Origin of the sequence: Flavobacterium zubiriense (assembly GCF_041729725.1) — a bacterium.
Taxonomy (GTDB): Bacteria; Bacteroidota; Bacteroidia; order Flavobacteriales; family Flavobacteriaceae; genus Flavobacterium; species Flavobacterium zubiriense.
Window position 1 is genome coordinate 1 of the sequence record NZ_JBCFQL010000015.1, and the last position, 22,960, is coordinate 22,960.

Below are 22,960 nucleotides of genomic sequence, written 5' to 3' on the forward strand. Positions count from 1 at the left end.
AAGAAGAGGAGATAAATGTCCTTTTTAGGAAAACAAAGAGGATATTACAAATAGTCTACAACCTATTGTTTTTAAAGTCTTTGCGAATAATATAAGATGTAATTGAGGAAGAAACAAGACTTTATGTTAATAACTAAGTTTCCATAGTATTGTAAAATCATATAATTTTGGTAAAAAATAAACCTATAAGTTGATTTAATGAAAATAGTTCCTATATTTGTCCAAGAAAATAAGCGCGAGGGATTATTTTCTATTCACTTAAAAGGTGAACTTGAAGATGAAGTAACCAAGTGTATTGAACAATGGTTATTGAATCCTCAATATTTATACGATTTTTTCACTTTACATCAAGACGATTTAAATAGTGGTTATTATGGAAAAACAATCAACATACAACAAGCAATTAATTACACCCGGAAAGAAGCCGAATATTTATTTGACCAACTCGAAAGTTTGGCAATTTCAGGAACAAATATCGGCGGTGACAACCTGTCGATAGTATTCCAACCTTTACGCAACCTAGACTACACGCAAAAAGAGCTTCAACAAGTCAAAGCCAAAACACAAATTCAAAAAAAATGGTTGCGCATGTATGCAATTAAAATTGGACCAAACACATTTATTGTTACTGGCGGAGCAATAAAATTAGTTGGGACTATGGACGAAAGAACTCATTTACTCAAAGAAAAACAAAAATTAGACGACATTAAATATTATCTGAAAGAAGAAGGAATTCTAGATCAAGATGATTTTGAAGTGTATGAAATTTAATATATGGAACTAAACGAAAGATTAGACAAGTTTGAAAAATTAGTAAGCGACAAGCCTTCTAATTTTCTTTCAAAGTTGGCTTACTATAAAGCCAACAAAAAATGGATAGATCAATCTTCAAAAGTTGCGATTAATGTTCTAGAAGCATTAAGCCAGAAAGGATTGTCTCAAAAAGATCTAGCCCAAAAAATGAATGTTTCAGCACAACAGGTAAACAAAATTATCAAGGGAAAACAAAATTTAACCTTTGAGACTGTAGGTAAACTTGAAACAGCTTTAGAAATTTCATTAATGGAGATTATTGATCATAAACCAATAACAGAAATTAAAACTAATTCAACTCAAATAAAATCAGCACCAACAACATTAATAAATGAGTTTATTTTAAGAACCGATAAAAAAGAAATTCCTTTAACCATAAGACCTCAAATGAGAGTTGTACATAAAAGAATGACTTATTCAAGACCTCGAAATCAATTTGCGATTGCTAGATAATGGAAAACAATAAGAAAGAAATAGAGTTTAGCATTAAAGGTATTAAGACTGAGCAATTTGCTTTGTTTGAAGAAAATCATCTGGACAAAGGCAAAATTAATTTAGAGACCAATTTATCTTACGGTTTAAATACAGAGGAGAGAGATTTTGTAATTTCAATGAAATTTACTTTTGAAATGAAAAAGAAGCCTTTCATTACGATTCAAGTAAATTGTAATTTTGAGATTGGAATTGAATCTTTCAATGATTTAATAGTTAACGAGGAAATTGTTATTCCTAGTTCTTTTATCGCTCATATGGCAATGATAACTGTAGGTACGTCAAGAGGAATTCTACATGCTAAGACAGAAGGAACAATTTTTAATAAGTACATCCTACCAACTCTTAATGTAGCGCAGATGGTTCCAGAAGATGCAATTTTTGATTACAAATAAATTAAAAATAATATTAAAAAAGGCATACAATTCGGTAACATAAAAAAGTAAAACAACGTAAAGCATTGGTTTTACTGCTAGTCATACTCCTTGGTTCGAGCCCAAGAGAGGGAGCTTCCTAGAAAGCCATTCAAGAAATTGAGTGGCTTTTTTTTTGGTCTGAACTTAGCAAACAAAGACTTTACAAAAGTTACGGATAGAAATGGATCAATCCGAAAACCTGTGGAGTTAAAAAAAAATTACCGCAGAGAACGCTCAGTTTTATACCCTTAGCTTTTATAAAAATCGAAAGTTCGCAAAGCTTTGTATTGTCTTAGCTTTGCGAACTTTATACTTTTAGAAACACATTTTTAGATTAAAATCTTTACGCTCTCTGCGGTAAAAAATAATTAGAGTGTATTTTTATGTTTCTCCAAAACATTTAGCATTAATCCGTTTTTAGTTTACCAGCAATTGATAAGCAATTACATTATTGTGGTTAAACGTTGGGACATACAACATGTTTTCTTTGGGGTTATAACCCAAATCAGCGGTGTTCATTTGGCCCTGTACGTCCTGCAATTTCTTTACTTCGCCATTGGCTTTTACATAATAAATTAATCCTGCCCAGCAGCTCACTATAAAATCACCGTTTTTAAGTTGTTCCAGTCCATCACCTGGCTTTTCGAAACCTTTGGCCAGAACGCTTCTGTTTTTGTGTTTATCAACTTTTAAAAGTTCTGTATTGGCTAAAACATACAGGTTTTTATTGATCCATTTTAAACCATTAGCACCGGTCACGTTTTCTAAATAAAGTTCGCTTTGCCCATTTTTTATACGGTGTATTTTATTGGTACGGGTATCCGAAACATAAACCACTCCTTTATCATCTACTGTTACATCATTCAAAAAAACGGCTTTTTCAATTTCCAGTTTATTAATGATTTTTCCACTAGGAATATCAATACTTACTACAGCGGTGATATCAGCCACAAAAAGGGTATTTTTAAAACGTGCCAAGCCTTTAGGTGCATCTAAACCTTCAACCCAGTTCTCATTGCTTATAGAGCCATCCGTATTAAGAATAGCCACTCCGCCCTTTCCATCTTTTACATTCCCTGCACCATCAATCAGACTTACATATAATTTGTTGTCAGCAACACTGTAAAGCACTGATTCCGGTACTGGTAGATTTTTGCTCTCCCAGATGGGTTTTGAAAGTTGTTGGGCTTTTGAAGTCAAACTTAACAGCAAAACAACGAATAGTGTTCCTAATTTATATTTCATATTATTTTAAATATTGCGTTATACATCATGATTAATAACAAAAGTAAAATTTATTAACCAATTAAAAAACATCAAGTTACGTTTATCGGATACTAAAAGAGTCATAAGATGAATTAAATATCCTTCTTATGACTCTTACTTATTTTTCAAAAAAACTATTAATTCACCAAAACCACAGCTCCATTGCAAGGAATACTTACTTCTATTTCCTGATTTTTTTTCAGTTTTATGGTGGTTAGTTTTCCGTTCAATTGTGCGTCATCGGTGAATTGTTTCAATTCAGAACCCCCAGCAATCATAGGGAGTTTTACTTTAATTTTAATAGTTTCTTTTTGAGCATTTATTCCAGCTACATACCATTTATTCCCTTGACGGCGTGCTAAAATGGCGTACTTTCCTGGATAACCATCAATAAATTTAACTTCATCCCAGGTTGTTGGTACTGTTTTCATAAAGTCAATTGCCCATTTTGGCGCATCAGTTAAATTGTTTGGTGCCAATGCAAAATGCTGCACACCACTTTGAAACAACACTGCCGTCGCCAAAGCATAAACATCAGAAGTCAGTCGTTTAGAACCTTTATTAGGCGTGTTTTTATCATTGTAAAACTTGTTCAAAGCGCTTCCGCCAAAATCCATGCTTCCTACCGTATTTCGAATAAAAGTATGCAGCGTAGCACTAAAAGCCTCTAAATTATTGCTTTCCTGAGTAAAGAAAAGATTTTCACTTGCCAGTACCGCTTCACTAGAAGCATAATTAGGATACATTCTTTCCCATCCACGCGGCAGAGTCGTTCCGTGAAAAATGACCATAATTCCGTAATCATTGGCATCGAATAAAATATCTTCGTATAGCTTCATGGTTTCTTGTTTGTCACCACCAAAAAAGTCTACTTTGATACCTTTGATTCCAATGCTTTTCATCCACGCCATTTCTTTACGGCGTGCAATACTATTATCCATTTTTCCTCTAGGCGTTTGAGGCGCATCATTCCAATATCCGTTAGAATTATACCATAAATACAAACCAACACCTTTACTAGCTCCATATTTTGCTAAAGCCTCTACCTTGTCACGCCCTACCTGAGTATCCCAAAGCGCATCAACTAAAAGTGTTTGATAACCCAAATCTGCGCTAAAATCAATATATCGTATTTGTTCCTCATAATTCATGCTTTTCTCCATACCAATAATCCAGCTCCAAGTTCCCTTGGTGTATTGGTATTTCTGAGAAGCTTCGTAACGAGGTTTCACTAAATCAAAAGGAACTGTTGTAGTTACAATAGGCTCTAAACTTTCGCCAACAGTAATCGTTCGCCAAGGTGTTTCACCAGGAAGCCTAATTCCAGGAGTGGATGAACCAACGCCATTGTTTTCGCCTTGCATAGGAAAACCAATAGTATACAACCCTTTTTCGTGACCAATTAATCTACTGGCGCAATAGTAACTGTCCACACCTGTTTCTGAAATTAAAACCCAGCCATTATTTTTAAGTTTGAAAAGACAAGGAAAAGTATAACCTTCTCCTTTTCCGTTTTCACCTACTGGCGCATCAACAACATACGGAATTTCGTAACTAGGCATTGTTCGCTCCCATCCGACCATTGCTTTACTTTGTGCCGAAAGAAACGAAGTCGTTCCTGCTGGAAATAAAAACCCAGATGCCTCTTCCTGAACAACTGCTGCAACCGTTGATTTTTGCGGATATACTTTATACTTAAAAGCCACATCATTGTTACTCACTCTAAAAGTAATATCAATAACGGATTCTTTATTTTTTGTGAATGAAAATACGGTTTCATTGGCTACATAATGAACCTTACTTTGTTTGATATTAGGCAATTCGTACGTTTCATCAATTTTGTTTTGGATTTGTTTTTCCTTTAATTCTAAACCAGTGCTAAAATCTCCAATATTGGTTTTTAATCCAATAGGCGAAGGTTCTAGAAACAACTTTCCTTTGTATGAAACACTATAAGTTGGTGTTCCATTGTTTACAGCCAAATTAACAATAAGTTTTCCGTCGGGGCTTGTTACAACAGCGTGCTGTGCTTGCGCATTGGTTACAAAAAAACTAAGTAACAAAAAGCAATACAATGATTTAAGATTCATAAATAGATTTGATTTTAAAATTGAAAGGATCATTTTTTAATTTCTAAATGGTTTGGAAAACCAAAAATACCAAATATTTATTGGTTTCGAAATAATAAAGTGTAAAATACACACTATTTATATGAAACGAAGAAAAAACTTATTTACTAACACCAAAATATGAAATCAGCAATCGTTAATCTCAATCAAAAATTCCTTAACTTAATGACATTGGAGGAGAGGCAGCAAAAACTGAATATTTTATTTTTTTTGCACAAAAAAAGACAGCAATCACTGTCTTTTATCATTTCGAAAATTAAATTTTATTGTTTTAAAACATCATTAGATGGGGCGTATTTTTTTTGCCAATCAGGATATTTATCCAATACTTTTTTAGGCTGATAGGTGTACCAGGAATAGCCACTGCGTCGTTCTACGCTAACCTCTGCCAAGGAATACAACAACTCACTATTGCGGTCACAAAAAAGAGGTTTATTAGTTCCTAATTCATAAAAACGAGTCCAGATAGGAGCTGCTGTCGAATCGGCTACCACACGAATATCGTTTTTTACGGTTTTGAATTTTGATTCGAATGCTTCAATCTCAAAAGATTCGATTCGGGTGTTGTAAATTTTAGAGTCTTCAAACCATTTTACAGCACCTTGTATCGATTGAATAATTCTTTCGTTTGGATTTTTGATTTTCATCAAAAACAAAACTACATTCACACTCTCGGAATTACTAATACTTGGTGGTTCAAATTTTCGAGCCCAAACAGGTGCTAAACTTACTTCGTCATGTTGCTGACACCAAGCGGTAAGTCTGCCATTATCTTTAATTTGCATGTTCAAAATACAATCAATTCCTTTATGGTATGACTCAGTCACTTTCGACTTTAATGTTGCATCAACAAAAGTAAAATTGGGATTGTTATTAACTATCTTGTCTAACAAATCCATTATTCCCATATAAACTCCATCATTGAAAGTAATATAGCGACTGTAATTTTTTTCTAAAGGAAAATATTGTGGCCAGCCTCCATTAGCATACTGTGCATCAATAATAAATTGGATTCCTTTTTCGCAGGCTTCTTTGTATTTTTCAATTTTAGTCGCAGTATAAACCTGAGCTAAATAATAGACATGTGTATAAGTGGTCTCGTTGTCAAAAGTGGTATGCAAAGCAGTCTTTGAAGAGGCTACTTTATCCATTTGTTCCGGAGTTAGAATGGCCTTCATATCATAATTTTTTGGCCAGCCTCCATTGGCACGCTGAAAAAGAATCATATTATCGGCAATTTTTGCGTAATCAGATTCTGGATATCGCGCTTGATTAGGAACCGGATTTATTAAATTGGTTGCGTCTTTAATTCCGTACCAATGTCTTTCGCTATCACCAAAAGCTTTTGTACTTATTACAGCATCTTTATTATCTGATTGGGCATTTATAAAAGCATTTGATAGCGCAAATACAATCAGAAATACCAAATAATTCTTGTTTTTAAATGTCATTGTTTATAATTTATTAGGATTGTTTAGAACTTAGAGTGTTAAAAACTGATTTGGTTTAAGCAAATTAGATAAAAAATCACCAGAATTAACTAACTCTGGTGATCTTGATTTGTTTAGAGCCTGTTTAAATTTATTTATTTTTAATAAATTTTCTTTTTCTCCGTCCCGCCGCGGCGGGTGGAAAATTTCTTAAAAATTCATCAAAATTACATCCGCCACGGCGGAATAGGGAAATTAATTTTGATGAATTTTAAACAGGCTCTTATTTTATGTTTAGAATTTCACAGCGCCTTTAGGAACTGTTTTTCCAATGAACGTTTTCTTAGATAAATCAGTATTTGATGAAGAATTCAGTTTGATTTTCTCAGAAGCTTCTCCATTGACAGAAACTGCTTTTGGTGAAGTCGAATTAAAATCAACATTTTCAATCGTCATATTTTTAACATTATACACATCAAAAATTGCAGGGTCTTTAATATCTAAAGTGGCATTTGTAATTTTAATTCCGTTGGCATCAACAATTGTAAAACCTTTATCTGCCTTCGCTTTCAAATTAGTAATTTCGATATTTTCCAAATTCATTTCAGGTAAACCTTGTAAAAATACCGCTTGATTAGCTCCTGCAATTGTGATGTTTTTCATCGAAATATTCTTGAACTGTGGTGTTTTTTCATCAACAGGAACTGCTTTATTTACCACAGGAGTTCCACCTTCTTCCAGAGTTTCAGCAATTGATTTTCCTCCATAATACAAATTGAAAGAAATAGCCTGAGATGGAATGTCAGTCATGAAGATATCAGAAATAAATATGTTTTCAACAACTCCTCCACGACCTCGATTGCTTTTAAAACGCAATCCAACGTCAGTCCCCATAAAAGTACAGTTAGAAACGTGCATATTTTTTACACCGCTAGACATTTCGCTACCTACGGTAACTCCACCATGACCGTGATACACAATATTGTTTCTGATAATAATATTTTCGCAAGGCACCGCACGATCACGACCGTCCTGATCTTTTCCTGATTTAATACAAATGGCATCGTCACCTACATCAAAACTAGAGTTTTCTACTAAAACATTTTTGCAAGATTCTACATCAAGACCGTCTCCGTTTTGAGAAAACCAAGGATTACGAACCGATACATTTCGAACAATTAAATCCTCAATCATCAATGGATGAAGATTCCAGGCTGGAGAATTTTGAAAAACTGGCCCGTCAAATAGTACTCTTTTACTGTTTTGAATACTTACTAATACGGGACGAAGAAAATCATGAATTTTTTCGAAATCTTCTTTAGTTTTTAAATCCAAACGTACATTTTGATCCGCACCTTTAGAAGCATTCATAAAAACTTCTGATGGATACCAGCTCGTTTTTGACTCATTAACAACGCCACCCGAAGCAACAAATTTTTTCCATTGGCTTTCTGTAAGTTTGCTTCTTTTAACTTGTCTCCAAACCTCGCCTGAACCGTCCCAAACTCCTTTTCCTGTAAAAGCAACGTTTTCTAGATTCTTACCATAAAGTGGCGAAATACAACGCCAAGTATTTAATCCTTCAAAACTAGTTTCTACTAATGGATACAAACTTTTGTCCGGTGAAAATTTAATTAACGCTCCCGTTTGTGCATGCAATTCAAGATTACTCTTTAAAATAATAGGTCCTGTTAACCAAATTCCAGGAGGAATAATCACTTTTCCACCGCCTTTTTTAGAAATGGCATCAATAGCGTTAGCAAAGGCCTGGGTGTTTAAAACATCTCCGCCACTAACTGCGCCAAAATCTTTAATGTTTACTGAATTATTTGGAATAATTGGCTCCCTAACAATAGCCATTTTAAATTCAATTCCTTCATAGTTTCCATTGGAATTTGAAGTTTGAGCAACACTATTTTGCGACCAGCTGGATAGCATGACAACAAAAGCAGCAAACAGTAAATTTCTTGATTTATTTTTCATACTCGTTTTTTTATGGATTATTTTTTGAATTTAATAATAAATGTAATCGATTGCCTTGCAAATATATTTAAAAATAATTGATTTCCGTGACATAAGATTGCTCCTCTTTTTAATCCTTTTCAAATAAGATTAAATAATAGCAAAAATTATGAGACTTTTAATATAATTAAACTTATCTTTAGATGAATTTAAAAGCCTTACAGTATGAAAACAATAAAAAATATAACATTAGGCGCATTAGTCCTTTTGCTCAGTTCATGTACTTCAACAGTAAAATTTCCTATTTCAAGTATTACTCCCGCAGCTGTAATTTCGGCAAAAATGAAACATGATAAAAACAAAAACAATCTCATCGAAATTAATGCTAGCAATCTAGCAAGTCCAGATCGACTTAATCCACCAAAAGACAATTATGTAGTTTGGGTTGTCACTAAAGAAAATGGCACAAAAAATGTTGGGTTATTAACTAATAAAAATGCAAAAAAATCAAGCCTCAATACAACAACACCTTTCGAGGTAGAAGAAATTTTTATTACTGCCGAAGAAAAAGGCAATCTCTCTTATCCTTCAGGAATAGAAATCTCGAGAATTAATTTTTAAAATTATTTGAAATTTACAAAAATAAAAAAGCCCTCTTTTCATTTCTGAAAAGAGGGCTTTTTTATTTCTATTAGTGATTTATTAATTGGTAGAATTAATGCTTAGGGTTGCGGGTTTTAAACCTTTTCCAGTAACGATTAACTCTATGTTTCCAGCTTCTTTGAGGGATTGTACTGTAACCACTAACTTTCCACTAAATAGTTTCATTGTGGGTAGATGAAATTGTTCTAATGAAGTCGCATCGCCATTACAAGCTGCTCTGTATTTTCCTTTCCCTTTTACTTTAAATTGCAATTGATTGGTAAGTGTAGGACATGGAACTCCGTTTTTATCCACCACTGAAACAGTAACATAAGACAAATCTTTACCATCTGCTTTTATGGTTTTTCTATCGGCATCCAATACAATTTGGTACGCTTTTCCAGCAGTATGAATTTCCTCTTCGGCAACAGCTTTTCCGTTTTTATCAAAAGCAACTACTTTAACCGTTCCAGGTTCGTACTTCACATCCATCCACATCAAACGGTATCTGTTTTGCGGTGTTGCATTACTCTTTTTTTGAATTCCCATACTTTTCCCATTTACAAAAAGCTCTGCACTATCATAATTGGTGTACACAAAAACAGGTGTTATTTCTCCTTCACGTCCTTCCCAATTCCAATGTGGCAAAATATGCAAGGTTTCTTTTTCGGTGTTCCAACGGCTTCTGTACAAATAGAATCGATCTTTAGGCAACCCTGCTAAATCACTAATCCCAAAATAAGAACTTCGAGAGGGCCAACTTTCATCGTAAGGCGTAGGTTCGCCCAAATAATCAAAACCAGTCCAAACAAATTCGCCTATAACCCATGGTTTATCATCTTGTAAAACAAAATCTTCATCGGGCACATTCGACCAACTGCAGGCTTCTAAATCATAAGAAGAACTTTGGAAATCAGGATATTGTTTGTTTTTTTCTTGCACCACAGGGAACTTATAAATTCCTCTTGAACTCACGGTAGAAGCCGTTTCTGAACCTAAAATAAACCCTTGTGGGAATTTTTTAAAAGCTTCCTCATACAAATGCACCCGATAATTCAATCCCGAAATGTCTAACAAAGCTCCAAAACCAGATTCCATAGTTGCTTTTACCTGATCCATACCCACAGTAACCGGTCGCGTAGGGTCTTCTCTATGGAAAATTTCCTGTAGCCATTTGGCACGCTTAACTCCCGCTTCTCCCCATTGATCAGGAACTTCATTCCCAGAACTCCACATTACAATAGAAGGATGATTTCTGGTAGCATGAATTAAATTAACGATGTCTTTCTCAGCATAAGCTTCAAAAAATCGATTGTATCCATTTTTTACTTTTGGCTTTGCCCATTCGTCAAAACTTTCGGCTAAAAACATAAAGCCCATTTCGTCACACAATTCTAATTGTTCCAATGACGGCATGTTATGTGAACTACGAATTGCATTACAACCCATGTCTTTTAAAATAGTCAATTGACGACGCAAAGCAGCCATATTTATTGCTGTTCCTAAAGGTCCTAAATCATGATGCAGGCAAACGCCTTTAAATTTTCGAACCTCGCCATTTAAACTAAATCCTTTATTGGCTTCGTATTTTATATCACGAATTCCAAAACGAGTGGTAACCTCATCTTTTAATTCGTCTCCTACAAACCATTGCGAAACGGCTTTGTACAAATAAGGACTTTCCGGACTCCACAATTTTGGATTGTCAACTTTAATGTTTTGATCGAATTCGGTTCCAAATTTTGTAGTGGTTTTTTCCGAACTTAATTTTTGTCCATCGGCATCAAAAACAGTCGTAACCAAATAACCATTTTCGCCAGTAGCCTTTGTTTTTACATTTACTTTAGCTGCTTCTTTACTAATAAATGGTGTTGTAATGGAAGTTCCCCATTGATCGATACTTTCCTTGTTTTTTATAATCAAACTTACTTTTCGATACAAACCAGCACCTGGATACCAGCGTGAAGCAAATTCTTTATTGGTTAGCTTTACAGCCAAAGTATTCTCTCCTGCGTTGATGAGATCAGTTACATCAAAATAAAAATAGCTGTAGCCATACGCCCATTCGCCTACCTTTTTCCCGTTTAGATAAATTTGTGGTTCACTCATAGCCCCTTCAAAAAGCAGAATCACTTTCTTTCCCTTTTCTGCTGCCGAAATCGAAAATTTATTTCTGTACCAAGCCGAACCTACATGAGGCAAAGCACCTGTTCTTCCTGTTTTTTCGGAAGCTACTTTTTCGCCATTTTGAACAATGGCTACTTTTTGTTTGTCAATTTCTTTATCAAAAGGACCGTAAATAGCCCAATCGTGTGGAACAGTTACTTTTTCCCATTTCGAATCATTAAAATTGGATTGAAAAGCATTTTCAAAATCTCCTTTTTGAAACTTCCAGTTGCTATCCAATTCCCTTACTGTACGTACTTGAGAAACCGAAATTTGTGTTATAATAAAAAAGGTAACCAGGAAAATTCTAAACTGTGTCATCGTAAATGTTGTATATTTTAGTTGTTATAATTGCTGCTTATGAATGCAAAATTATTTAGAGCCGTTATAAAATTTCATTCCCAAAGTTGCTTTATTATTTGAGTCAAATAATGTAGCATTATCCCAGTGAGAACCTTTTCCCCAAAGCGTACTACAGTCAGTGGAAACCCAAGCAGGTTCCCAATAAATTAATCCTTCGCCACCAGAAGTAACAACAATTTCTTTCAGCTTTTGTAAATAAGCTAACTGTCCCTCTTGAGTTGCAGCATAGCCATTAATCAAGGCACCAGAATCAAGTATATTGTTAGCACTATCATTATTATTTAAAGTAAACGGATAGGCTGTTTCAACAATCATCAGTCTTTTTTTATAGGTATCTACCAATGTTTTAATAGGCACCGAAACATCATTTAATTTGTATTTAGACCATAAAGGGTAATAGGATAATCCGATCCAATCAAAATCAGTAACGCCATTTTCAGTTGCTTCTTTAAACCACCACAAGCCATTTTCTGGTTGAGCAATATGAAGCATAACCCCTATTTCTTTGTTTTTATCTTTTGAAATATCTCTTACCGCTTTAATTCCTTTATTGATTAGATAGGAATTACGTCCCCAATCTATTGGCCAAACTAATTGATCTCCCTGTAAAATCATTGGATTGATCTCGTTACCTACTTGTACAATTTCTGGCAGTAAATTCTCCTTCGCTAAATTATTTAAAGTCTCATAGGTGTAATCATATAACAATTTTCCTAACGCTTCTTTATTGTTCATTTGACTTTCCCAAGCTGCTGGAATTTTTTGTTTTTCGGGATCTGTCCATGTATCCGAATAATGAAAATCTAATAAGACGTTCATTCCTTGAGCTTTTGCTCTAGAAATAGTTTTCTTTACATCATTGTAATTAGAATACTTTGTCCAAGTTGGATTGTGCCATAAACGAACACGCACTAAATTAGCCCCCGCTTCTTTAAAAATTTTATAAGGATCCTGAGTAATGCCTTTATCATTTTTATAAGTAGCTCCACAATCTTCCATTTCATTTACATAAGATAAATCTGCCCCATAATAAAAAGAGATTTTTTCTTTACTTGGCTCTGGGACTACTATATCTTTTTCTGTACTTCCAGAATCATTCTGGCAAGAACCAAAATTAAAGCAGGCTAACACTACAAACGTATGGATATATAATTTTGTTGTTTTTTTCATCAGACACTCTTTGTTTATAATTTTATTCTAAAGTAATGGTTTTATTGATTCCATTAATGGTTAATTTATATGTTCCTGGCGTACCTGTAAATTTAAAATTGGCATCTCCAGTTCCATCATTTACTAATTTTGAATCGATTTCAAAACCAGCATCTTCATAGAAGGCAAAATTGTTTTTGGTATCCCAAGTATTAAAAACGTGGAAGAATCTAAATACATCATTTGATAATGTAATGGATGCTGACCAAATATTTGGAGTCGCTTCAACAAACTGAATAGTACTCACTGCGTTAAAATCCCAGCCTCCAGGTACCGCTCCTCCTACTGCCCATAGATTAGTTGAAGGTGTTAATACAATTGTTTTTTTAGTGTTATCAATAGTGATGGTATAAATCCCAGGAGTGCCAACAAATTTAAAGTTTTCTCCATCTAGAGCGTCTACTAAGTTTGCGTCAATTGTATATCCTTCGTTTTTAAAATGTGCAAATTTTAAATCAGATGACCAGTTTCCTGATTCTTGGTAAAATCTAAAGTTTCCAGCAGTAAATCGCGCTTTTACTTGTAAAACATTGTCATTACAAATCATTTCGCCTGCAGGTTTAAAAACCCAACCGATATCAGTTAAAGCATCTCCAAGAGCAAAAAGGGAAGGACAACTATTTCCTGCAACTACAGTTTCAATCCATTTTATAGTTATTACTTGTGCCTCTGAAAAAGTTGCGTTAGTTCCCGTTGTACCTGTAGTAGCTTTTACCCTAAAATAAACTTGTCCTGTATTATTAGCTGAACCATCTGTATTAGTAGTTGCAGGGTTATCATCAAGTCCTAAATCTTTGGCAAATTCTAATAAATTAGCAACAGTAACAGCAATATTATTTTCGCTAGTAGTACCTACAACTTTAAAGTTTGTAAAATCGGCAGTAATAGCACCCTGAAGTTCATAAGTACTATTTGTTGGTACTCCAAAATCTGCTGATTCCCAAATAAATCGATCGGCCACGTTTTCTTTTGTAGCTTGAGATATTAAATAATTTGCTGCAAAAGAATTGGTAAATGCGATACCATCAACATCTGGTTTTGCAGTAAAAATAGGCGAATTATCGTCTGAACAAGCATTTAAACTTACTAATGTTATAAATGCTATAAAGATTAAGATTAGTTTTTTCATTGTATCTATTTTTTAATTTTTTTATCTGTTTTTAATAACCTGTATTTTGTTTAAGATTTGGATTTGCAGCAACACTCGCTCTTGGAATTGGAAAAACTTTGTATATATCGCTAATGGCAATACCACTCACTACACTTCCTTTCCAAGACCAATTGTAGATTCCTCCAGTAAATTTCCCGAAACGAATTAGATCCTGTCTTCTATGGGCTTCGCCATACAATTCTACCATTCTTTCGTTCAAAATTAAATCTAAGTTAAGATCGCCAACAGTAATTAATTTGGTGTTGTTTGCTCTATTGCGTAAAAGATTGATATAGTCTTTTGCAGTAGTCAATGAACCACCAGAAGCACCTCTTAGAACCGCTTCGGCATACATTAAATACACATCTGCTAATCTAAACATAGGGAAATCAGTATCCACAATTTCAGTTGCTGAACCATTTACTCCTGCAGACGTTTTATTAGACCATTTAGCAGTAATATATCCCGTTCCATAGTTGTCCATATTAGTCAATTCAATCGTTCTATCTTCACTAATAATGGTATTTCTATCATCGTTATCATAGTTTCCATTTAGCATAGTTTCCGAAAATTGTTTCGTTACTCTCAATCCTCCTGCCCATCCTGCTACACCAAAATCAGCTCCATTTTGTTCTAAAGATCCTACTTGAGCATTTACCATTACCGTAGTTGGCCCATAATTTTGGGTTACCACACCATCAGAAACAATAGGAAATATTATTTCATTTCTTGCTGAATTATTGTGATTATCTGCATTAAAATTATTGGCATATACCGGTGATAATACAAATCCGGCATCAATAATATTTTTGCAATACGTAAGACATTGATCGTATTTATCTTCACCAATAAAAACTTCTGCGTTTAAATAAATTTTAGCTAATACCATCCAGGCTGCAGCTTTATCAGCTCTGGCATATTCATTTTGAAGCGGATTTTTTAAATCTGGAAGAATGGCTTCTAATTCTGATTCTACAAAGGCAAATAATTGAGAACGGTCGTATTGCGGAGATTGATAGGCTCCTACAGGATCATTTTCAGTAACAAATCCTGCTTTACCAAATAAATCCATCAAGTGATAATACGCTAATGCTCTTAAAAATCGAGCTTCGGCTCTGTACGTTTTAATTTCATTACGCAATTCGGCACTCACTCCCCTGCCATCTAATTTAGCATCTGTTGTCTGTCTTAAGTATTCATTAACAAAGGCCACTTGAGTCATACATCTTCCAAAAAAACCTCTAATAACCACATTATCCGAAGTCCAAGTATTTGTATTTAATCCTCTTAATCCCGGGTCATTTTCCCAAGACCATTTTACCTCATCAGTAGTGAGTTCCTGCAAGTTCCAAAAACTTCTTCCGTACTGACTTGTTCCAGCATCTAAACCGGAGATATTAGAACTTCCAGGTCCTGATGCACCAGTTAATGTTAAGTTACCATACACCCCTGCCAATCCTTGTTTATACGATTCTGGTTTTGAATAAAAGGCATCTGCCAGCAGTGCATTTGGATCTTTAACTTCAACATCAAGATCATTTGTACAGCCTACAATTAGCAAAACAAGACCTAAAATGTAAATTACTTTTTGTTTTATTATATTCTTCATACTGTTTCTTTTTAAAATTTCATATTAGCTCCAACCAAAAAAGTTCTAGGTCGAGGAGTTATTGAATTATCTATTCCGTTTGCAAAAACTTCAGGATCTAAACCTGAATAATTAGTAATAGTAAATACATTTTGCACGCTGGCAGATAAACGTATAGAGGAGCGGGCATTAAATATATCCTCAAATGTGTATCCAATGGTTACATTATCCATTTTTAAAAACGAAGCATTTTCGATATAATAATCAGATAATATTACGTCTTCGGAAGATTGAAAATTGGTATCTAAAACTGACGTTGGCAAATTGGACACCACCGAACTGTTTCTTAATAAATTGTATTGGGCTCTGGTAGCATTAGAACCATTATAGACATAATTACCTAAACTGGCTCTCATATTAAAAGATAAGTCTATGTTTTTATAACTCATATTGGATGCAAACCCCATAGTTACTATTGGCATACCATTATGATGAATATACAAATCGGCATCATTGATGATATTATCTTCATTCAAATCGGCATAAGCCCCTTCAATAGGTTTACCACTGGTATCATAAATTTGTTTGTACACATAAAATGAATAAGGAGTATATCCCACTCTATGAATTTGGGCAGTAGATCCGCCTCCAGCACCAGCACCTGTTGTACCCACTAACTGGTCTTGACCTAATGCCAAACTTTTAATTTGGGTTTTGATAAATGTGGCATTGAAATTAGAATTCCAATTAAAACCTTTTTCGCTTTTAATAATATCAGCTCCTACCGAGAATTCAATCCCTTTTGATGTAAAATCACCAATGTTTTGAAATCCAGAATTACTAAAATTAGAACCGTCTGAAATAGCTGCATTAGCAAGCAAATCTTTAGATTCCTTATAAAAACCTTCAACTGTAGCTGTCAATCTATCATTAAAAAATCCAAAATCTAAACCAGCATTATACGTTGTGGTTTCTTCCCATTTTAGATCTTCATTTCTAAATTGTGGTATCCCAATACTTGTTACTGTATTTCCAAAAATATATTGAGAAGTTGGTAAACCTTTATTATATCTGGACATGTACAAGTCTAAATTAGCTTGTCCAATATCTTGCTGCCCCGTAACTCCCCAACCTAATCTTAATTTTAAATTAGATATAGCTTTAGACTCTGGAAATATATCTTCTTTGATTTTCCAGGCAAAAGCAGCAGCAGGAAAATTACCCCAACGGTTTGCATTACTAAAACGAGAGGTTCCATCTCTACGATACGAAAAAGTAAAAAGATATTTATCATAAAAAGAAAGATTCGTTCTTCCAAAGAATCCAATTAAAACTAAATTTGGATCTATATTTAAAACTGGAGCACTATCCACGCCATCATCTAGTAATTCATTACTATTATATCTTTCATTGGTAAATTTTTGATACGAATAACCAGCAGTAGCATCCAGATTTAAGATTCCAAATTCTTTTTTATATGCTAAATATCCGTCTAATAAATAATTACTCTGCTCATTAGAATATTCTGAAGACGAACCTATAATACGTCCATCAGCCTGAGAAAGTGGATTTTTATCTGAAACTCTTGTAAAACCATCGGCTGTACTTTTATCCATACCCATGTTTAACACTGCTGAAAGTTCCGGTAAAAAGTGGAAATTATAATCTAATTTCACATTACCATAGATTCTTTTTACTTCACTTCGGCTATTTCTTTGCAATAACTCTGCTACTGGATTTAGCGGAGCACGTTCCGTTAAATCACTTTTATTAATAACCCCGTCATTATTATCTCGATAATATTGAAAGTATCCTCCAAATGGAGAATTAGGATCATAAACAGGCTGAGTAGGATCAAAAGTGATTGCATTTCCCTGTTGGCCAGAAGCAAATCTGTTTTTTTCCAAAGAAGCGTTAGCATTCACACTTATTTTTAAATGATCATCAAATAAACTAGGGTTTAAAGACAGCGACCCCGTGCTACGCTCAAATCCTGAAGTTAACATCAAACCATTTTGTAATGTTCTACCAAAAGAAGCTCTTGATGGGATTTTGTCAAATAACATTCCGTTTACCGAAACGTTCACATTAGATGAAATACTGTTTCTGTAAATTTCTTTTTGCCAATCGGTATTTGCTGTTCCTAATAGAGGCAATAAGCTTGGATTTTGCACACTTACCAAGTCCCTAAGTTCATTTCCACTAAAGACATCAATTTTATTTGCAAGTGTACTCACACTCATGTTCATATCTAAAGTAGCCGAAAAAGTTTTAGTCCCTTTCTTTAAAGTAATAATAATCACTCCGTTTGAAGCTCTGGAACCATATATTGCAGTAGCTGAGGCATCTTTTAAAACAGAAAAAGATTCAATGTCGCTCGGGTTAATCGAACTCAATATAGAACGTGAACCTCCTATGGTATTGTTATCTACTGGCAAACCATTAATTACAATTAAAGGATCATTTGATGCTCCCAGTGATGCTCCACCACGAATTCTAATGGTAGATCCAGCTCCTGGTTCTCCTCCGGTTGTAATAGACAAACCTGCCACACGACCTGTTAAAAGATTTTCAGGAGTAACAATATTTCCTTTATTAAAATCTTTGGCCGTTACCGAAGTTACTGATCCTGTAGCATCCTTAATTTTTGTACTACCATATCCAATAACCACTATTTCGTCCAGTTGTTGTGTATCCTCTATTAAACTAACATTAATAGTTGTTGATTTTACTGGCATTTCGACTTTTTGATATCCCATATAAGAAAATACCAAAACATCATTTTGATTCACTTCAATTTGATACTTACCATCTAAATCGGTTGTAGTACCTAGATTTGAACTCTTAATAATTACACTCACTCCAGGAATAGTAGCACTAGTTATTGCGTCCTGAATAATTCCTGAAACTTTTAATTTTTGACCAAAAGAAGCTACAGAAAAACATAGAAACAAAGCCATAAAAAAATGTTGTTTCAAGTTAAAAAAGCCCCCTCTTTTTCGATAGCGGTTCATCATAAATAATATTTTAAGTTAGTTAGTTTAGTCATTAGTATGCATTTCTTTTTTTAAAACAATACATACTAAATAGATAGGTGCAAGTACTTAGATTCTATCCCTTTCCATGTGGGTCACTTTCGTTGATAAGGGGTGAAGGATTCGTTTTTTTAGATAAATAAGACTGAATTTTAATTAAATACAAAAAAAATACACAAATAAATTACATATAACTTAAAAAGCACTTTTAAGATTTTAAAAATTCGGAAGGGTTCTTTTTAAACTTTTCCTTGAACATTTTACTGAAATACTTTCGGTCAGAATAGCCTACTTTATAACAAGCATCAGAAACAGAGTATCCTAAATCCTGTATCAACTGTTTTGCGATTGACAATCTATAATCACGAATAAATTCGACATAAGACAATCCCGTTAATGCTTTTATCTTTTTGTACATAACCGAATGGCTCATTCCAATTTCTCTTGCAATACTTTCTGCTTTTAGATTGTTAGATTCTAAATTAGGTTCTAAGCTTTGATACAATCGTTCTAAAAATAATTGGTCTGGAGAACTAATAGCGAGCTCTCTGGGATTTAAAAGATTATCGTTTATAAATTTTTCTCTAATTAATCTTCTATTGTTCAACAAATTAGTAATTCTTGTTTTTAGCATTTCCTCATTGTATGGCTTAGCGATGTAATCATCTGCTCCGGTTTCAAAACCTTCCATGGTGTTTTTCAAAGTGGTTCTTGCCGTTAAGATAATTATGGGAATATGACTTGTAAAAGTGTTGGATTTCAATTTTTTTACAAATTCGATTCCGTCCATAACTGGCATCATAACATCACTTATTATTAAGTCGGGAAAATTTTCGGAAGCCATTTTCAACCCTTCTTCTCCATTAAAAGCCTGCAAAATCAAAAAGTCATTATTCAGAATTTCTTTTAATGATTCCTGAATTTCTATATTATCCTCAACGATTAAAATAGTTTCTTTTTTAAGCTCATTTTTCTCTATTTTTTGTTTCAAATGCTTGATCGTATCGAGTCCCTGGTTGCTAACTACTTCTACTTTTTCAATTTCGTTTTCATAAAAGTGTGCTTTCAATTTGAGCAATCGTACTTCAAAAATACTTCCTTTATTCTTTTCACTTTTTACTTCAATTGATCCTTTATGAAGTTCTATAATTTCTTTTGCAATAGACAAACCCAATCCAAATCCCGATTTTTCATCAGTTTCAACACTTTTAATTTGATAAAAACGATTGAATATTTTACTCATATAAGCTTCAGACATTCCAATTCCGGTATCTTTCACTATTAAATAAACTGCCTCTTCATCTGTTTCTATTTCGACACTAATAGCGCCTCCATTTTTAGTAAACTTAAAAGCATTGGTTAGCAAATTGTAGAGTACTTTTTCCAATTGGTTTTTATCAAACCACAGCGGTATTTTTGGTTCTTCTGAATTAAAAGTGTACTCTATATCACGGTCAGAAGCAATTTCCGAAAAGGATAGAAAAATTTCTTTGCAATAGGAAACAAAGTCGCTTTCTGTAATTTTTAAATGAATATCATTCGTCTCTAGCTTTCTGATATCCAATAGTTCATTGACCAATTGAAGTAATAAATTACTGTTTTTTCGAATAGTGTGTGCTGATTTTATTTGTTTACTTTCCAGCATTTCGCCTTTTTCAAACAATCTGTTTATAGAACTTAAAATTAAAGTTACCGGAGTTCGAATTTCATGAGAAATATTAGTGAAAAACTGCTGTTTTAGTGTGTATAATTCGTTGTCTTTTTCATGAGTCAATTTCTCAAACTCAAGGTTTGCTTTCAATCGTTCCCAAGCAATAGTGTATTTTCGAAACAAATAAAACAGAAAAACCAGTACGGCTCCATAAATTAAAAAAGCCCACCACTGAAACCAATACGGTCTCAAAATATGGATTTTTACAGAAACATATTCTTGTCCCCATTGACCTCCGGCTTCTTTACTTTTTACCTTAAATATATAGTTACCAGGAGACAAATTAGTATAAGTTGCTGTTCTGTCTTTTCCAATATAACGCCATTCTTCATCAAAATTTTCCATTTTAATGGCATATTCACAGCTATTCGAAAAAGGAAATTGCAATGCCGAAAATTCAAAAGTTAATACATCCTGAGTATGATCCAGAGTGATTTCGTCTGTAAATGCAATGTCTTTTTCTAAAACACCATTATCTTCAATCGGTACTTCTTTATTGAACAATTTAAAATTAGTCAACTTCACTTTTGGTTGCTTAGAACTTACTTCAATAGTTTTGGGATTGAGCTTCACCACTCCGTTGATTCCTCCAAAATAAATCCATCCTTTTTCATCCTTAAAAATAGCATTGATATGAAATTCTGATGAAAGATTAGAAACGCTATTAAAAGTATTGGTGTGATAATTGTAGTTTAAAATTCCTTGTTTTGTACTAAACCAAATGGTATTATTATCATCTTCAATAATTCCTGTTACCGTTTGGTATTTAATATTATCATTTTTTTCAAAACGTTCTACTTTACGGGTTTTTAAATTCATTCTATTAATACCACCTCCCGCAGTACCAATCCATAAATTCCCTTTTGAATCTTTACACAACGAAAATACATTGTTATTGCTAATAGTATTTACACCAGAATCCTTGTATTTATAATAACTGAAGATTCCTTTTTTAGTATCAAATACATTTAATCCTCCACCAAAAGTGGCAATCCAAATGTTGTCTCCATCTTGAACCATATCAATCAAGTTGTCATTGTTGATGGTTTTGTTATTATTTGAACTTTCTCTATAGCTAATGAATTTTTCCGTTTTCGTATCAAAATAATTCAACCCTCCACCCCAGGTGGCTATCCATAAATTATGGTCTTTATCCTCAATAATATCTCTTACATCATCATAACTAATGGAGCTTTTATTTTCAAATTGATGCTTGTATTGTACAAATTGATCGGTTTGCCTGTTGAACTTAACCAAGCCATTTTTAAAAGTACCTAACCATAATATCCCATCTTTAGTCTCCGCAATTTTCTGAATGTAATTGCCTTTTATACCCGTATTATGATGCTTTTCGTTATAATATTTAACCCTGTTTGATGCCGTATTAAACACCGTCAATCCTTCGCCATCTAGACCTAAATAAAGTTCTTGTCCTTTTTTATAAATCGAAAGTACAGGCGATGGATTTAAACCTACAATATCACTAAACAACAACTCACTTCGGTTCTTTTTATCCAAAACACTAATCCCATTCCATGCCGTACCAATCCAAATATTGGAATCATTATCGTCCATGATATCATAAATAGCATTTCCAGAAAGAGATGTTTCTAATTGCGAATTATACAGATAATTATGGATTACAGGATGATTTGCATTGGGATACTCCACTTCAAAAAGTCCATTACCATCGGTTCCAATCCATAAATTATTTTTACTATCTATTTTTATAGAACGAACAATATTTATTTCTTGTTTTAATGCTAAATTTTCTTTTAAAAAATCAGAAAATTTTCTTGTAGCCAAATCAAATAACAACAAACCACTACCGCTTGTTCCTATAAGAATTCTGTCAGGATCTAATGGAGAAATCACGTTGATAAAATCAGAAACCTGTATTTGTTCCGATTTAATTTGGTTGAATTTTTTTTCAATTCTATCAAATAGAAATAAGCCATTCCCAAAAGTACCTATCCATAGATTCCTGTTTTTATCTTCATAAATACTGGTAATACTATTGCTTTTTTTGGTTTGACTATTATTAAATTGATTGGTAAAAGAAATAAATTGTTTACTCACGGGATTAAAACAACACAATCCTTTTTCTGTTCCTAGCCAAATAAGTCCTTTTGAATCCTCAATCAACGTACTAACATTATTAGATAATAATGATTTAGGATTGTTGGGATTATTTTTAAAAATTTGAAACGTATCATTGAGCGGATTATAATAATTCAATCCGCCTCCCAGAGTGGTAATCCAAATTCTGTTTTTACTGTCAATTAAAATATCTGAAATGTCATTGGAGCCAATAGTACTGTTTCTCTTGTTATACACTTTAAAACCCAAACCATCGTATCGATTCAGTCCATTATTAGTTCCTATCCATACAAATCCATTCTTTTCTTTTGCCATGCTGGTAATCCTACCATTAGACAATCCAGACGATTGATTGATTTTTTTAAAAACCGCTTGCGACTGGGAAAAACAAATGAATGTCGCCGAAAAAAACACGATACAGAAGTTTAAAAATAATTTCACAATTAGCAGTATTAGAATTTATAAAAGTAGCTACTTTCTAATTGTAA

General features: G+C 33.5%; 14 protein-coding genes. 4 read left to right on the forward strand and 10 right to left on the reverse strand.

What is annotated here, in order from left to right:
* Positions 1-198: 198 nt before the first annotated feature.
* Genes AAGV28_RS13375 through AAGV28_RS13385 form a run of 3 tightly spaced genes read left to right on the forward strand, consistent with a single transcriptional unit; the run spans position 199 to position 1,700 of the window.
* A complete protein-coding gene (locus AAGV28_RS13375) occupies positions 199-771 on the forward strand; it encodes a hypothetical protein (protein ID WP_373407258.1) in 573 nt (190 codons plus the stop codon).
* Positions 772-774: 3 nt separating this feature from the next.
* Positions 775-1,266 carry a helix-turn-helix domain-containing protein gene (locus AAGV28_RS13380; RefSeq protein WP_373407259.1) on the forward strand — a complete coding sequence of 164 codons (492 nt, stop codon included), beginning with the start codon at positions 775-777 and terminating at the stop codon, positions 1,264-1,266.
* Positions 1,266-1,700, forward strand: a complete 435-nt coding sequence (locus AAGV28_RS13385) for a hypothetical protein (protein ID WP_373407260.1) — start codon at positions 1,266-1,268, stop codon at positions 1,698-1,700. The genes AAGV28_RS13380 and AAGV28_RS13385 overlap by 1 nt, the downstream gene beginning before the upstream one ends.
* Before the next feature lie 438 nt (positions 1,701-2,138).
* On the opposite strand, the gene AAGV28_RS13390 is transcribed toward AAGV28_RS13385, so the two are convergent.
* The 4 genes from AAGV28_RS13390 to AAGV28_RS13405 form a co-directional block, all read right to left on the reverse strand.
* Positions 2,139-2,966 carry an SMP-30/gluconolactonase/LRE family protein gene (locus AAGV28_RS13390; protein WP_373407261.1) on the reverse strand — a complete coding sequence of 276 codons (828 nt, stop codon included), beginning with the start codon at positions 2,964-2,966 and terminating at the stop codon, positions 2,139-2,141.
* A 158-nt stretch (positions 2,967-3,124) separates the two neighbouring features.
* Complete coding sequence (locus AAGV28_RS13395) at positions 3,125-5,077, reverse strand: glycoside hydrolase family 97 protein (RefSeq protein WP_373407262.1); 1,953 nt, start codon at positions 5,075-5,077, stop codon at positions 3,125-3,127.
* A 302-nt stretch (positions 5,078-5,379) separates the two neighbouring features.
* Entirely contained in the window at positions 5,380-6,567 is a 1,188-nt protein-coding gene (pelA, locus tag AAGV28_RS13400; RefSeq protein ID WP_373407263.1) for a pectate lyase, read from the reverse strand.
* 273 nt (positions 6,568-6,840) lie between these two features.
* Positions 6,841-8,529 carry a glycoside hydrolase family 28 protein gene (locus AAGV28_RS13405; RefSeq protein ID WP_373407264.1) on the reverse strand — a complete coding sequence of 563 codons (1,689 nt, stop codon included), beginning with the start codon at positions 8,527-8,529 and terminating at the stop codon, positions 6,841-6,843.
* Between the two features lie 204 nt (positions 8,530-8,733).
* Between AAGV28_RS13405 and AAGV28_RS13410 the strand changes: the two genes are divergently transcribed.
* Positions 8,734-9,129: a hypothetical protein gene (locus tag AAGV28_RS13410; protein ID WP_373407265.1), complete on the forward strand. Its 396-nt coding sequence runs from the start codon at positions 8,734-8,736 to the stop codon at positions 9,127-9,129.
* Positions 9,130-9,210: 81 nt separating this feature from the next.
* Here the strand turns inward: AAGV28_RS13410 and AAGV28_RS13415 are convergent, their stop codons facing one another.
* From AAGV28_RS13415 to AAGV28_RS13440, 6 genes are all read right to left on the reverse strand, one after another.
* A complete protein-coding gene (locus AAGV28_RS13415; RefSeq protein ID WP_373407266.1) occupies positions 9,211-11,637 on the reverse strand; it encodes a DUF4982 domain-containing protein in 2,427 nt (808 codons plus the stop codon).
* Between the two features lie 51 nt (positions 11,638-11,688).
* The gene (locus tag AAGV28_RS13420; RefSeq protein WP_373407267.1) at positions 11,689-12,849 is read right to left on the reverse strand and encodes a glycoside hydrolase family 53 protein; all 1,161 of its coding nucleotides are present in this window, start codon (positions 12,847-12,849) and stop codon (positions 11,689-11,691) included.
* A gap of 22 nt (positions 12,850-12,871) precedes the next feature.
* Positions 12,872-14,017: a SusE domain-containing protein gene (locus AAGV28_RS13425; RefSeq protein ID WP_373407268.1), complete on the reverse strand. Its 1,146-nt coding sequence runs from the start codon at positions 14,015-14,017 to the stop codon at positions 12,872-12,874.
* A gap of 31 nt (positions 14,018-14,048) precedes the next feature.
* Positions 14,049-15,647 (reverse strand): RagB/SusD family nutrient uptake outer membrane protein, encoded by a 1,599-nt coding sequence (locus tag AAGV28_RS13430; protein ID WP_373407269.1) that lies wholly within the window; start codon positions 15,645-15,647, stop codon positions 14,049-14,051.
* An 11-nt stretch (positions 15,648-15,658) separates the two neighbouring features.
* The gene (locus AAGV28_RS13435) at positions 15,659-18,643 is read right to left on the reverse strand and encodes a SusC/RagA family TonB-linked outer membrane protein (RefSeq protein WP_373407270.1); all 2,985 of its coding nucleotides are present in this window, start codon (positions 18,641-18,643) and stop codon (positions 15,659-15,661) included.
* A 226-nt stretch (positions 18,644-18,869) separates the two neighbouring features.
* A complete protein-coding gene (locus AAGV28_RS13440; RefSeq protein ID WP_373407271.1) occupies positions 18,870-22,913 on the reverse strand; it encodes a hybrid sensor histidine kinase/response regulator transcription factor in 4,044 nt (1,347 codons plus the stop codon).
* Positions 22,914-22,960: the final 47 nt, after the last annotated feature.

Bases quoted from the DNA above. Each gene is read 5' to 3' on its own strand.
- pelA (WP_373407263.1), bottom strand. From the start codon at position 6,567: ATGACATTTAAAAACAAGAATTATTTGGTATTTCTGATTGTATTTGCG.
- AAGV28_RS13375 (WP_373407258.1), top strand. From the start codon at position 199: ATGAAAATAGTTCCTATATTTGTCCAAGAAAATAAGCGCGAGGGATTA.
- AAGV28_RS13430 (WP_373407269.1), bottom strand. From the start codon at position 15,647: ATGAAGAATATAATAAAACAAAAAGTAATTTACATTTTAGGTCTTGTT.
- AAGV28_RS13415 (WP_373407266.1), bottom strand. From the start codon at position 11,637: ATGACACAGTTTAGAATTTTCCTGGTTACCTTTTTTATTATAACACAA.
- AAGV28_RS13390 (WP_373407261.1), bottom strand. From the start codon at position 2,966: ATGAAATATAAATTAGGAACACTATTCGTTGTTTTGCTGTTAAGTTTG.
- AAGV28_RS13425 (WP_373407268.1), bottom strand. From the start codon at position 14,017: ATGAAAAAACTAATCTTAATCTTTATAGCATTTATAACATTAGTAAGT.
- AAGV28_RS13385 (WP_373407260.1), top strand. From the start codon at position 1,266: ATGGAAAACAATAAGAAAGAAATAGAGTTTAGCATTAAAGGTATTAAG.
- AAGV28_RS13435 (WP_373407270.1), bottom strand. From the start codon at position 18,643: ATGATGAACCGCTATCGAAAAAGAGGGGGCTTTTTTAACTTGAAACAA.
- AAGV28_RS13410 (WP_373407265.1), top strand. From the start codon at position 8,734: ATGAAAACAATAAAAAATATAACATTAGGCGCATTAGTCCTTTTGCTC.
- AAGV28_RS13395 (WP_373407262.1), bottom strand. From the start codon at position 5,077: ATGAATCTTAAATCATTGTATTGCTTTTTGTTACTTAGTTTTTTTGTA.
- AAGV28_RS13380 (WP_373407259.1), top strand. From the start codon at position 775: ATGGAACTAAACGAAAGATTAGACAAGTTTGAAAAATTAGTAAGCGAC.
- AAGV28_RS13405 (WP_373407264.1), bottom strand. From the start codon at position 8,529: ATGAAAAATAAATCAAGAAATTTACTGTTTGCTGCTTTTGTTGTCATG.
- AAGV28_RS13420 (WP_373407267.1), bottom strand. From the start codon at position 12,849: ATGAAAAAAACAACAAAATTATATATCCATACGTTTGTAGTGTTAGCC.